The 13,654-nt window shown below is 64.6% G+C and carries 10 protein-coding genes; 1 reads left to right on the plus strand and 9 read right to left on the minus strand.

Translation table 11 applies throughout. The features are described 5' to 3' along the window. Positions 1–395: 395 nt before the first annotated feature. The 9 genes from G6038_RS31280 to G6038_RS11200 form a co-directional block, all read right to left on the minus strand. Positions 396–899 carry a hypothetical protein gene (locus G6038_RS31280; RefSeq protein WP_240918426.1) on the minus strand — a complete coding sequence of 168 codons (504 nt, stop codon included), beginning with the start codon at positions 897–899 and terminating at the stop codon, positions 396–398. A gap of 297 nt (positions 900–1,196) precedes the next feature. Next, a complete protein-coding gene (locus G6038_RS11165) occupies positions 1,197–1,925 on the minus strand; it encodes a hypothetical protein (protein WP_165037718.1) in 729 nt (242 codons plus the stop codon). A gap of 509 nt (positions 1,926–2,434) precedes the next feature. Next, the gene (locus tag G6038_RS11170) at positions 2,435–3,199 is read right to left on the minus strand and encodes a crotonase/enoyl-CoA hydratase family protein (protein ID WP_165037719.1); all 765 of its coding nucleotides are present in this window, start codon (positions 3,197–3,199) and stop codon (positions 2,435–2,437) included. Positions 3,200–3,778: 579 nt separating this feature from the next. Further along, the gene (locus G6038_RS11175) at positions 3,779–4,543 is read right to left on the minus strand and encodes an SDR family oxidoreductase (RefSeq protein ID WP_064066365.1); all 765 of its coding nucleotides are present in this window, start codon (positions 4,541–4,543) and stop codon (positions 3,779–3,781) included. Next, positions 4,540–5,799 (minus strand): acyl-CoA dehydrogenase family protein, encoded by a 1,260-nt coding sequence (locus tag G6038_RS11180; protein ID WP_165037720.1) that lies wholly within the window; start codon positions 5,797–5,799, stop codon positions 4,540–4,542. Before G6038_RS11180 ends, G6038_RS11175 begins: the two co-directional genes overlap by 4 nt. A gap of 115 nt (positions 5,800–5,914) precedes the next feature. Then, positions 5,915–6,748, minus strand: coding sequence for an alpha/beta hydrolase (locus tag G6038_RS11185; protein WP_240918427.1), 834 nt, complete (start codon positions 6,746–6,748; stop codon positions 5,915–5,917). A 107-nt stretch (positions 6,749–6,855) separates the two neighbouring features. Next, positions 6,856–8,514 (minus strand): NAD(P)/FAD-dependent oxidoreductase, encoded by a 1,659-nt coding sequence (locus G6038_RS11190; RefSeq protein WP_165037721.1) that lies wholly within the window; start codon positions 8,512–8,514, stop codon positions 6,856–6,858. A 589-nt stretch (positions 8,515–9,103) separates the two neighbouring features. After that, a complete protein-coding gene (locus tag G6038_RS11195; RefSeq protein ID WP_165037722.1) occupies positions 9,104–10,321 on the minus strand; it encodes an acetyl-CoA C-acetyltransferase in 1,218 nt (405 codons plus the stop codon). 204 nt (positions 10,322–10,525) lie between these two features. Then, positions 10,526–11,545 (minus strand): phosphotransferase family protein, encoded by a 1,020-nt coding sequence (locus tag G6038_RS11200; protein ID WP_346772795.1) that lies wholly within the window; start codon positions 11,543–11,545, stop codon positions 10,526–10,528. Positions 11,546–12,053: 508 nt separating this feature from the next. Here G6038_RS11200 and G6038_RS11205 point away from each other — a divergent pair. Continuing rightward, positions 12,054–13,652, plus strand: a complete 1,599-nt coding sequence (locus G6038_RS11205) for a carboxyl transferase domain-containing protein (protein WP_165037724.1) — start codon at positions 12,054–12,056, stop codon at positions 13,650–13,652. The last annotated feature ends 2 nt before the right edge of the window (positions 13,653–13,654 follow it).

Here is a 13,654-nt window from a genome sequence, read left to right on the forward strand (position 1 = left end):
GGGAGGGGCGAGCATCACCGAGGGAGCGGCAAGGGCCACGGCTGCCGCAGCGACAGCGGTACTTCTGGAAATCAACGTCGAGTGTCCTGTCCTGAATGAGTGATTGGTCGACCTTAATTGGTCTCGAGCCCGATGCCGTGTAGGCGCTCCGGCAGGCGGACCGGTGGTGGGACTCGGTTCCGCAACGCAGCCAGCAGGATCGGGTCCTCGACGGCAACTACGCCGGCCGCCTCGGTTACGACCGGAACCCCGAGCGGGTCGCGAGGGTTTATGCGCGTCGAGGATGCACGAGGTCAGTCGCGCCCCCTCCGCCGGGTGCACAGGCGGCCGGGGACCGGGCACCTCCGGCCGATATCCAGTCCGGCAGTTCGAGTCGTGCCGGAGGCAGGCAGTTCCTAGCGGAACGCGTCGACGATCGCGTGGATGATCCAAATAGGCAGCCACAACCCGCAGGTGAGCAGGGTGAGGATGAAGTGCAGCCCGTGCGGGCACCCGCCGCCGGCACGAACGTTGTTGTTGACGGTGACCTGCTGGACCGGACCGTGGGACTGCCGGTTCGCGTACTGCGCGGCGGCCTGCCGTTGGGCCTCCTCCCACGCCTGCCGCCGCACGTTCTCCTGCCATCGCGCCCACTGCCGCTGCCGCTCCTCCTCGGCGCGCTGCGCGGCCACCTGCTCCGGTGTCGGCGTCACCGGCCATGCCGGTGTCCCCGGTGGGGCGTCGGAGAACCGTCCAGGCTCCGGTTCCGGTGTCGACACGTCGATCACCGGCTCGAGTTCCGGCTCGGTGCGGTGGCGCGGGGCCATCCGATGCTGACGGTGCACCGGCTTGTTGTCCCGGTATTCGGCGTAGGGGTCGTAGGTGGGGCCGTCGCCGGGGAAGGGATCGGGATGGTTCACTGGCGGTCCGTTTCACGCGGGCCGGCCTACTGGTCAGAGCCGGTCATTTGGTTCGTAAGGGATATCACGGACGTGCCGGCTTTTTGTGTAGGCCGCGCGGGTCGTTGTCCAGACACCGCTGTGGTTTGCGGTCACGGTGGTCCCCCGAGGACGACGTTGTCCACGAGGACGCATAGGGCATCTCCGCCGATCCACCGTCCGCAGGTGCCCCTCATAAGGTTGCGGAACTGCGGTCGAGGCCATTGTCGTGGACAGAAATTGCTTCAGACGGCCCAGGGGAGGGCCGCGAACTTTGAGCTATTCCCCAACATTCTTCACGCCTGCTCTTCGTAGCGCGTCGTCAACAACCTTCTTATCTCCTTCTCGTTGTTCGGCAAGCGTCACTCTCTGCGTCTGTCCATCCCAGGTGTGCACCTCCATCCGGTCCTTCATAATCGCCTTGAACGAATTGAGAGAATTCTTGACATCAAGCATTCTGGTGGCCACGTCATGGACACCCAGGACGTTGGACCACTTCCGCCCCTGGTAGATGCTCCAATCTAGATTGAAGGTGTCCCGATGGGTCTTCACCGAACTGCTGTACGTAGCAATCGCTACATGCGAATCCGGAAGTCCGCTGCCCTTCCTGGTCAAGCCTGAGTCCCAGAACACTCGCCACTCTTGGCCCGGTGCGAGGAACGGGATGACCGTGGGGATCACCACATCTTTTATGCCTTCTCCCTGGTCCGATGAGCTTTCCTGCGGATGGGGCGAAATCCGTACGCAAACGTGGGAGGCCCACGTCTGGCCGATGTTCTTGATAACAAGATCAATGATCTGCTCAGTCGCTGCACTGGGCTCCATGTAGACCACCACATATGGGCGCGCCGAGTCGTACGCCAAATCCTTTGCCTGTCGCCTGTTGCTACGCGCTTCACACAACTGGCTAAGTGCCACGATGCCGGCAATCAGGGCGATGATTGCGGTGGCCAGCATCGACCACGCTGAAATTGCGGTAGATACCTCCAACGACGGTACAAGCGTCACTGTTTCTGCTCTTCCTCTAGGTCTGCCGGACGTTCTCATCTGACCGGTCGCAAGACCTTACATCGCCCCGCGGGAACACAGGGATGGGGCGGAAGAGGGCATACGTCCGCACCATGCCATGTAGCTCAAGAACGCTGTCCTTCAAATTTTATCTAGATCCGTTCCGCATCGAACAGCAGATCGACACAGTGACTCTCGCTGAGGAACGCTGGTAGCTAGTTCTCAATCGCAGATCGGCTGACCGGATCGGTCACTGGATGCAATATGCCGTGCTTGGCTTACATAAGGCCTGGTTACCAGTACGGCGCGTATCCGATGTGTGTGCATCGCTTAGCGGCGACGACAGCTGATGGTGCGTCGCGCTTTGAGTATTACAGGCGGCGAGCCCGTGGCTTATGGAACGGTGCCCATCGGCGATGCTGAGCACTAGCGATAATTGCTCCTGCATCCTTCTCCACGTCGCAGTGATCGATGATGGCCTTCTCCGGACTCCTCACGTCCGGTCTTCTTTACGATCCCGACCATCTCGGTAGACGCTTCTCCCTGAAGGCTGTGGCGCCTTCGCGTGCGTCGTTCGAGAAGAGAATTTGAGGCGCAGCAAGGTCGACCATGTCGAAGGCTTCCTCAGCGGTTAGGCACAGACTGGCGGTGAACAGTTCTTTCGTTCGAGCGACCGCAAGGGGCGCGTTTCGACTGATTCGGTGTGCTAGATCGATGGCGTCGTCCAAGGCCATTCCCGCCGAGGAAATCGAATTAACGACGCCGATCTCCTTTGCTTCACCTACCGGAATAGTATCTCCGGTAAGGAGAAGGTGGGCTGCCTGGTTACGCGGGACCATCTGCGCCAGACGGACGATTCCACCACCCGCGGCGATAAGGCCTCTTTTCACCTCGGGTAGCCCAAATCTTGCAGTTTCCGAGGCGATAACGAGATCGCAGGACAGGACAAGTTCGAAGCCACCCGCCACTGCATGACCTTCGACGGCAGCGATCAACGGTTTGCGCGGAGGCACGCGCGTCAGTCCAGCAAGGCCGCGCTCTCGTGTTTCCGGCATCACCCCATCGGCAAAGGCTTTGAGATCCATGCCGGCGCAGAAGTCGGGACCTTCGCCTGTAAGAACCCCGATTTTGAGACTGTCGTCCGCGTCCAGTCGGTCGAAGGCGTCGGCCAACGACTCGGCCATCTCGCGATTGATGGCATTCTTCAACTGCGGTCGATCGAGAGTAATGACCAGCACGCTCCCGATTTGCTTGCATCTGAGCGGGGATGACACCACTGGTCTCCTTACAGTAGTTGACAACGATTTCATGACTTGAGCCCTTTGCGAGCCCTGTCACTCGTGACGAGGCCATGAGAGCGTGCCAGAGCACATGTTCGGCACCTGCGATCGCGATAATCCCAGTCTGATGGGCTCTTCCCGAACAGCATCCGTTTCGAAGGGGAGTCGCCCCAGATGCGGAGCTTCAGTGCCGACGGATGCGCCAGTGCGACGAACGGTGGACGCATTCGCGCGGTGAATCGTGGGATTGGCTCCTCCCGCCCCACGATTCGTCAGCAGACACCGAGCCTGCGGTACCACTCTCCTTCCACGGGGCTGGAACATCACGGGGCCAGGAGTCCACCACGTCCGGAGTACGGGCGCGGCCTGCGCGGTCACCTCATCCGGATCGGCGGGGGTTCCGGCCTTGAGCGTGATGAGGTCGCCTCTGCCGTTCAGTACCCCCCCTTGGTGGAGCACGGTCCATTTGCTGCAGTCGACGTCTTCGGTGCGGAGCGCTCGACCACACGATCGGCCGGGCGACAACAGCTCGTCTTCGGCCGCTGACATCCGGCACACCGTCGAGGCCGCGGTCTATCCTGCAAAGTTCCTTGCATCTCCGAGGAGTTGACCACCGTCGACGACCAGTGTCTCGCCCGTGATCCAGCGGGCACCGTCGGAGGCGAGGAACAGGATCGCCGATGCGACGTCGTCCGGCTCACCGATCCTTCCGAGTGGGGTGGCCGCGGCCACCGATTGTTCCTGTTCCGCCCATAGCGCTTCGGCGAGCTTGGTGCGCACCACTCCTGGCGCTACGGCGTTGACGCGGATCGCCGGTGCGAGTTCCATTGCGAGCTGCTTGGTGAGATGGATCAATGCTGCCTTCGAGGCGTTGTACACGCCGATTCCCCTCTCGGCGACCATGCCTCCGATCGAGGCGGTGTTTACGATCGCGCCACCGTTGTCCGCCATCCATGCTTTCGCGGCGAGACCGCTCCACAGCAACGGTGCCCAGAGATTGACGTCGAACGTCTTCGAGAATCGCCCATGATCCTGTTCTGTCATCCGGCCGTAGGCGGGATTCGTGCCGGCATTGTTCACCAGGATGTCGAGACCGCCGAATCGCTCGATGACGTCGTCGATGCACCGCCGGGCACCGTCTTCGTCGACGGCGTGCACGCCTACCCCGATCGCCGTCCCCCCGACCTCTGCAGCAGCGGCGTCAGCGGACTGAGCGGAGCGGGATGTGAGTACGACGTCGGCGCCGGCGGCAGCGAACGCCTGCGCTGTGGCCAATCCGATGCCACGGGAGGCACCGACGACGAGCGCGGTGCGTCCTTTCAACTCGTATGGGCTCATCGGACGTCTGCGACCTTCGCAGTGTCGGGCCTCACCGGGTCCCAGGTGGCGGACCTGTACTTCTTCAGTTCTCCCTTGGCAATGGCACGCAGGTGGACCTCGTCGGGCCCGTCGGCGATCCGGAGTGTGCGCAGGTGGGCGTACGCCATGGCCAGCGGAAAATCGTCGGTGACACCGGCGCCGCCGTGCACCTGGATTGCACGGTCGACGATCTTCAGGGCGATTCGGGGCGCGGCCACTTTGATCGCGGCGATCTCGGTTCGGGCCTGTTTGTTGCCGACGGTGTCCATCATGTGAGCCGCCTTCAAGGTGAGCAGACGGACCATTTCGATGTCGATGCGAGCCTCGGCGATCCAGTCCTGAATGTTGGCACGTTCGCCGAGTGGTTCTCCGAAGGTCGTGCGCGTGAGCGCCCGGGTACACATCAACTCCAGTGCTCGTTCGGCCATTCCGATTGCACGCATGCAATGGTGAATTCGTCCGGGGCCCAGTCGCGCTTGGCTTATCGCAAAGCCCTCTCCTTCCCCGGCGAGGAGGTCTTCCTTCGGTACGCGGACGTTGTCGAAGAGCACCTCGGCGTGGCCCTCGCGGTCGACATAACCGAAGACCGGGAGGTTACGCACCACGGTGACACCCTCGGCGTCGATCGGCACCACCATCATCGACTGTTGCCGGTGCGGTGGCGCGGACGGATCGGTCTTTCCCATCACGATCAGCACGCGGCAGTTCTGGTGCATGGCGTTGGAGGCGAACCACTTGCGGCCGTTCAGCACATAGACGTCACCGTCGCGTTCCATCCGGAGTTCGATGTTGGTCGCGTCCGAGCTGGCAACTGCGGGTTCGGTCATGGCAAAGGCGGAGCGGATTTCCCCGGCCAGCAACGGTTCGAGGTATGTCCGCTTGTGCTCGTCGGTGCCGAAGAGTGTGAGCACCTCCATGTTTCCCGTGTCCGGTGCGCTGCAGTTGCAGGCCTCGGATGCGATGTGGCTGCGACCCATGATTTCGGCGAGGGGGGCATACTCCAGGTTGGTCAATCCCGGTCCCCATTCCGGATGCGGATGGAACAGGTTCCACAGTCCGCGCCGCCGTGCCTCGTCTTTGAGTTCTTCGAGGATCGGGGGTTGGAAGTGAGGATCTCCGGACTCACGCATCTGCCGGTCGTAGACGGACTCGGCGGGGTAGATGTGCGAGTCCATGAAGTCGAGCAGTTCGGCTCGGTAGTGCTGAGTGCGTTCGGAGAGTTCGAAGACGCTCACCGGGGCTCCTGTCTGGCTGCGGCGACCACGGAGGCCGCACCTGCGGCCGGCAGGGTCCGAATCGATATCGGACCCCCGCCGGCCACAGGTAGGTGTGTGAGATGTCGCTGATGAATCAGAGGTCGAGGTGTCGACGGACGAAGGCGCCTGCCGCCGCGATGGACGCGTCGGCTTCCGGAGACCGTCCAGCCATGAACTGGAAGACGTGCTGCATTTCCGGTGTGATCTCCAGAGTCACCTCCACCCCTGCGCCGCGTGCCAGATCGGTGAAGCGTTCCGCGTTGTCCCGAAGCGTTTCGTAGCCGCCGGCGGTCAGGTACATCGGCGGCAGACCGGCGGGATCGGCGTAGAGGGGGTTGGTCAACGGATCGGTGGGTGACCCGTTCTCGCCGAGGAACATCTGGGCCATCATCTCCACGACGGCCCGGTCGATGAGAGCGTCGGTGCCGGCATTGGTTTCGAGGGTGGTGCCCCTGTGTTCCAGGTCGTACCAGGGCGAGAACGCGACAATCGCGGCCGGAAGGCGTTCACCGGCATCGCGCAGAGCCAGGACAAGGGTGGTGGCGAGATTGCCGCCGGCCGAGTCCCCTGCTGTGGCGATGCGTGTCGGCTCGATGCCTTGGGCAAGCAGCCACCGGTAGACCTTCTGTGCCTCGTCGAGTTGGGTGGGGTACGGGTATTCGGGTGCGCGACGGTAATCGACGTTCAGCACTTTCACACCGGCCGCCTTGGCCAGGTGGCCGGCGAGTTTGCGGTGACTGTGCATCGACATCACCGAACATCCGCCCCCGTGGGTGTAGATGATGGCGGCGTTGTCGGGTGCGCCCGCAGGAACGATCCACATCGCGCTGACGCCATCTGCGTCGACCTCGCGGTAGGTGACGTCCTCGGGTTCGGTTGCCAGAAGATGCGCTTCTTCGTAGATGTCGCGCATGGTGGCAAGGTCCATGTCGGGGTTGTCGGCGGCCCGCTTGGCCCAGCTTCCGTAGAGATCGCGCAGAGCGTCGGTGCGCACGTCGTTCGTCATCGTCGGTACTCCTGATTACTAGAGATGGGCTAGCGGGCGTAGGCGGGCTCGGTGGTGGTGATCTCGAAGCCGGAGTAGTTGTCTGCGGCGACCTGCTCGCAGATGTCCATGTACTTGTCGGCGCCGCCGAAGAAGACGTTGATGACGGCGGCCTTGCCGTCGACGTTGGTGCCGGTGAACCAGGAGTGCACGTCCTTACCGGCAGTGAGCAGGGTTTGTTCGGCGATGGCGGTGATCTGTTCGGTCCAGGCCTGCTCGGCTGCCTCGGTGGCTTCCATGCGGGTCGCGCCTTCGCGGCGGAGGTGGGCGATGGCCTCGGCGATCCAGTCGGCAGTGTTCTGCGCACACGGGGGGATGTTGGTGAACGGGCTCTGCGGTCCGGTGATCATGAACATGTTCGGGAAGCCGTGGGTACCGATGCCCAGGTGGGTGCTCGGGCCGGGGGCCCACTTGTCGGCGAGAACGCGTCCGTCGCGGCCGACGATGTTCATTCGGGTCAGTGCTCCGGTGGATGCGTCGAAGCCGGTGGCGAAGACGAGGACGTCGACCTGGTGTTCGGTGCCGTCGGCCAACCGGACTCCGCGGGGGGTGATCTCGGCGATCGCGTTGGTGGCCACGTCGACCAGGGCTACGTTGTCTCGGTTGAACGTCTCGTAGTAGCCCGTGCCCGACGGCGGACGCTTGGCACCGAAGGGGTAGCGCGGGCACAGCAACTCGGCGACGGCCGGGTCCTCGACCGCGGCACGGATCTTGGTGCGCACGAACTCCGCTGCCGACTCGTTCGCGACGGGATCGAACAGCAGATCGTCGAAGGTGAACAGGAACGGGAATCCGCCGTTTGCCCAGCCCTGCTCGTAGATCCGGGTGCGCTCCTCCTCGTCCGTCGAGCCCGCGAGCATGTTGGCCATGTCGAACGGGAACGAGAACCAGTGCCGGCGCACCTTGGCCCATACCTCGTCGTAACGCGCCTTGACCTCGTCCATCTCCTGCTGTGAGACGGGCCGGTTGCGGGCCGGGATCACATAGTTCGGGGTCCGCTGGAACACGGTCAGGTGCTCGGCCTGTTCGGCGAGCAGCGGGATGGCCTGCACTCCGGTCGAGCCGGTGCCGATGATCCCGACTCGCTTGCCGGCCAGGTCCACGCCCTCCTCGGGCCAGTACGCGGTGTGGTACCACTGCCCCTCGAAGGACTCGACGCCGGGAAAGTTCGGCAGGTTCGGGGCCGAGAGGATTCCCACGGCGGTGATCAGGTACGTCGCCGAGGTCCGCTCACCGGCCTCGGTGCGCACCTGCCACCGCCCGGAGTCCTCGTCGAACACCGCCGCCTCGACGCGAGTCCCGAACCGGTAACTGCGCCGCAGATCCAACTTGTCGGCCACGTACCCGAAGTAGGCCCGCATCTCCGGCTGGGTGGGATACCGCTCCGTCCAGTTCCACTGCTGCAGCATCTCCGGGTCGAACGAGTAGCAGTAGTAGTACCCCTCGCAGTCGGTCCGCGCGCCCGGGTAGCCGTTCCAGCACCACGTTCCCCCTACGTCCGGAGCGGACTCGTAGCCCTGCACCGTCAGTCCCATCTCCCGCAGCCGGTGCACCATGTACAGCCCACCGAACCCGGCCCCGACCACCACGGCATCTACTTCCCGACCCGGCTGCTGTGCGGTGATCTCACCGGTTGCTGATGCGGACATCGCTCCTCCAAACAAACGTAGGGTGTGATGGGAATCACCGTCGCAGTCCGATGACATGCATGTCAACAAATCAGCCCGTCCTCGGCGAGACGTATTCGATATCACCGCAGAAGAGAGCCATAAAATCCAACATGACATGACCCCGATCCGGCAGATGGGAGCGCCTCGTCCTGCGGCAGGCGGTTGCTCGGTCCACGACTGAGGCGGACGATCTTCAGTGCAGATGGAGCCGCTTTCCGGCGCGGAGGGCTGGGCAGCGGCGGCAGTGGGGCATCCACGGTGACGGCCCCGAGCGGGGCCGGTCCACCGAACCGATACGACAACGCCAGGAGGTCGCCCACGCGGTCGACCGGCAGACTGGGGCAGAACCGACGGGAGGCCCCTCGGGATTGCCGGGGAGTCGTGTCCCGCCCAGGGTGCCCGCCTCGACTGTTGTCCCGCCGCTGCGCCAAGGCCCCGAAACGCTGAGGTTGCACAGACTCTCGTCCGACACCGCAGCCGGAGACAACCGGATCTCGGTGGCGAATCGCGCCCCGGTTTTCACCGTCGCATCCGCTCTGCCTTGTGAGGTCGGCCTATGACGGCCGCGTCAGCTCAGGCGCTCGAGCACCATCGCCATGCCCTGGCCACCGCCGACGCACATGGTCTCCACGCCGAACTGCTTGTCGTGGGTCTGCAGGTTGTTGAGCAGGGTGGCGGTGATCCGCGCCCCGGTCATGCCGAACGGGTGGCCGAGGGCGATCGCGCCACCGGAGACGTTGAGCTTGTCCTCGTCGATGCCGAGCTCCCGGGCGGAGCCGAGCACCTGCACGGCGAACGCCTCGTTGATCTCGAACAGGTCGATGTCGGAGATGGTCTTGCCGGCGTGGGCGAGCGCCTTCCTGACCGCCTCGATCGGGCCCAGACCCATGATCTCCGGCGACAGGCCGGACACGCCGGTCGAGACGATCCGCGCCAGCGGGGTCAGGCCCAGCTCCTCGGCCTTGGTGTCGGACATGATCACCAGGGCCGCGGCGCCGTCGTTGAGCGGGCAGGCGTTGCCGGCGGTGATGGTGCCGTCGGGGCGGAACACCGGCCCCAGCTGGCTCACGGCCTCGTAGGTGGTGCCCGGCCGCGGCCCGTCGTCGGTGGTCACGACCGTGCCGTCGGCCAGGGTGACGGGGCTGATCTCGCGCTCGAAGAAGCCGGACTTGATGGCTTCCTCGGCCCGGTTCTGCGACCGCACGCCCCACCGGTCCTGGTCCTCGCGGGAGATGCCGGTCATCGAGGCGACGTTCTCCGCGGTCTGGCCCATCGCGATGTACACGTCGGGCAGCAGGGCCTCGCTGCGCGGGTCGGTCCACGCGGTGCCGCCCTCGGCGAGCGTGGCGGTGCGGGCCTCGGCGTCGGCGAAGAGCGGGTTCTTGGTGTTCGGCAGGCCGTCGGCGTTCCCGGTGACGAAGCTCGAGACGGACTCGACACCGGCGGAGACGAACACCTCGCCCTCGCCGGCCTTGATCGCGTGCAGCGCCATGCGGGTGGTCTGCAGCGACGACGAGCAGTAGCGGTTGACGGTCACGCCGGGCAGGAAGTCGTAGCCCAGCTGCACCGCGACGACGCGGGCGATGTTGAACCCGGACTGGCCGGCGGGCTGGCCGCAGCCGAGCAACAGGTCGTCGATCCGGGCGGGGTCCAGCTCCGGCACCTTCGCCAGGGCGGCCGCGACCATCTGGGTGGCCAGGTCGTCCGGGCGCACCGTCCTGAGCGACCCCTTCATTGCCCGCCCGATGGGAGAACGGGCGGCGGAGACAATCACAGCTTCGGGCATCACATGCTCCTTGGGAGTTCGAGGCTGGGCCTTCGCAGACCGAGCCGGTTGGTCATACCGTGCAGTCGTCGGTGGAGCGGACGCGGCCAACGGCGTTCGAGGGCATTCGTCGCGGAAGCGAGCTGGGCGGGAGGTTGGTCGGTTCGCCGATGCTTCGTGGATTCGTCACCGTCGGGGAGGCGGGAGGAACGTTCACGGAGTTCGTCACGTCAAGGAGCCGAGTCCTGCTGCCAGGAATTCGGGCACCGATTCACCGGCACGGTCGAATCCGGCTCCCACGGTCGCGCCCACGCGGTAGCGGTAATTGATGCCTTCGGCGATGACGGCGACCTTGAAGTAGGCCAGTGCCATGTAGAAGTTCCAGTGGTCCAGGACTCGGCCTGAGGCCGCGGCGTAGCGCGAAGCCAGATCGTCGATCGACGGAAGTCGAGGGCTTGTCCAGGCACCGGGCTCTCCGAGAACGAGATCGAAGGCCGGATGCCTGTACACGCACATCAAGGCGACATCCGTGAGTGGATCTCCGAGAGTGGAGAGTTCCCAGTCGACCACGGCGGCCAATGTGCCGACGTCCTCGGAGGCCAGGATGGTGTTGTCGATGCGGTAGTCACCGTGGACGATGGACGCGTCCGTGTGCGTCGGTACGAGGTCGGTGAGCGCATCGTACAGTTTGGTGACGTCGACCGAGTCCCGGGTTTTGACCCGGTCCCACTGCTTTGCCCACAGGTCGATCTGCCGTGTGACATACCCGTCCGGCCGGCCGAGCGTGCCCAATCCCACCGCCTGGTAGTCGACGTTGTGAAGTGCGCCGAGCACTCGAATCAGACCGGTCATACACGCGTCGATCTGGTCGTCGGACAGCGCCTCGACGTCCGACCCGGTCCGGAGAACCTGGCCTGAAACGTACTCGACGAGGGTGAACGGAGCCCCGAGGACCGTCTCGTCCTCGCAGAGGATGACGGGTGTGGCCACAGGGACGTCTGTGCGCTGCAGCGCGGATGTGATGCGGAATTCCCGTGCCACGTCATGGGCGGACGGGGTCCGTCCCGTTGTCGGGGGCCTCCGAAGAATCCAGCGCGAGGAGTCGTCGACGATGTGGTAGGTCAGGTTGGACTTGCCTCCCGAAATCAGCTCTGCCCGTAGATCTCCGTCGAGGGGAATGCCCGATCGGCGGAGAAAGTTCTGTAGCGCAGGAAGTTCGAGCCCTCGGTGTTGGGTGGTCAAGATATCTCCTCGTGTTCTGCCGGCGTGGCAGCGCTTGCCGTAGCCGCGGCAACAGCGCGCATGTACGTGTTGCTCGGGCGGGCGAGCGTCCACCTGGTGGCGACGCCTCTCTCACGGCCGTTACCAGGTTCTGCCTACGGAGGGCACCGCAGCCGTTCGTGTCCCGAGCCCGCGAATGGGCACCTACTCGGACGCGTTTCCGTTCGGCTGCTGATCGGGCGTGTCGGCGGCGCGGCGGTCGAGCGACGTACCACGAGGCGGTGTCCACCTCGTCTGGCGCGACAGTAGACATCTGCAGATCAGCATGTCAACTACCGATGAGCTCTATGGCTAGCAAACGGCTATTGTCTGCACTCCAACTGTGAAAATACCGCCTTCAACACTTGACATACTTGTCAAAGAAGGGCTGTAATCGAACAGTCCCACGAACCAGGTCGAACCGGCCGACGACGCTTCGCGGAAACCAGCGGTACGGGCTGCCGCCGAACTCTTAGCGCAATGAGGTGTGTTGATGACTGTGATCGAATCGAAGCTCGATCCGAAGTCCGAGATTTTCGAGTGCGACCGACAAGCGATGCTCGCCGCGCTGCGGCCCCTCGAGGAGCTCGCGGTGCAGGTCCTCGAGGCGGGGGGCGGGAAAGCAGTCGACCGTCATCGTTCCCGGGGAAAGCTCCTCGCACGTGAGCGTGTCGATCTGCTGTTGGACGAGGACGCTCCCTTTCTGGAACTGTCCTGCTACGCGGGTGCCCACGATCCCCGATCCCAGCCGGGTGCCCGTCTGATCACGGGTGTCGGCACGGTCAACGGCGTCGAATGCATGATCCTCGCCAACCAGTCGACGGTGAAGGGGGGATCGCTCAACCCCGATGCCGTGGCCAAGCAGCTGCGCGCGCTGGAGATCGCCGAACGCAACAGGCTGCCGCTGATCACACTGGTCGAGTCGGGCGGCGCCGACTTGCCGACGCAGGCGGACATCTTCGTTCCCGGTGGGCGGACGTTTCGTGAACTGACCCGGCTGACCGCTGCCGGCATTCCCACCATCTCCTTGGTATTCGGCAGCTCGACCGCCGGCGGCGCCTACATGCCGGGCATGAGCGAATACACGGTGCTCGTCAAACACGCCGCCTCGGTCTATCTCGGCGGCCCACCGCTGGTGAAGATGGCGATCAACGAAGATATCGACGACGAATCCCTCGGCGGGGCCGAGATGCACGCCCGAGTCTCCGGGCTGGCAGATTACCTGGCTGAGGACGAGCACGATGCCATCCGCATCGGCCGCCAGATCGTGGCCGACCTGCATTGGCGCAAGGCCGGTCCTGCCCCGTCACTGCCTGCCGATCCGCCGGCCTACGACGAGGCAGAGCTGCTCGGATGCGCGCCGGCCGACCCACGACGGGCGGTGGAGGTACGGGAAATCCTGGCTCGGATACTCGACGGTTCGCGGTTCGACGAATTCAAACCGCTCTACGGGACCCAGTTGGTGACCGGCTGGGGCTCGATCGCCGGCTACCCGGTCGGCATCCTCGCCAACAACGGCATCCTGTTCTCCGAGGAGGCCAACAAGGGAGCCCACTTCATTCAGCTCGCCAACGCCCACGGCATCCCGCTGCTGTTCGTCCAGAACATCACCGGCTTCATGGTCGGCTCCGCGGCCGAACGCGGCGGCATCATCAAGGACGGGGCGAAGCTGATCAATGCGGTCTCCAACTCGACCGTTCCGCATCTGACCCTCATGGTCGGCGCCTCGTACGGTGCCGGCAACTACGCCATGTCCGGACGCGCCTACGACCCGCGCTTCGTGTTCACCTGGCCGAACCACCGCATCGCCGTCATGGGCGGCCCCCAGCTCGGAGGGGTGATGTCGATCATCCGGCGCACAGCGGCAGCACGGTCGGGCGCCGACTACGACGATGCACAGGACGCCCAGGTACGCCGCGAGATCGAAGAGATGATCGAGACCCAGTCGAGCGCGGTGTACGCCACCGGGCGCCTGTGGGACGACGGCGTCATCGATCCGCGGCACACCCGCACCGTGCTGGGGTTGGCCCTGTCGGCTACGCACTCGGCCCCCGTCGTCGGTGCGACCCGATTCGCCCCCTTCCGGATGTGAGG

The organism is Rhodococcus sp. 14C212 (genome assembly GCF_011058195.1).
Classification (GTDB): domain Bacteria; phylum Actinomycetota; class Actinomycetes; order Mycobacteriales; family Mycobacteriaceae; genus Rhodococcus; species Rhodococcus aetherivorans.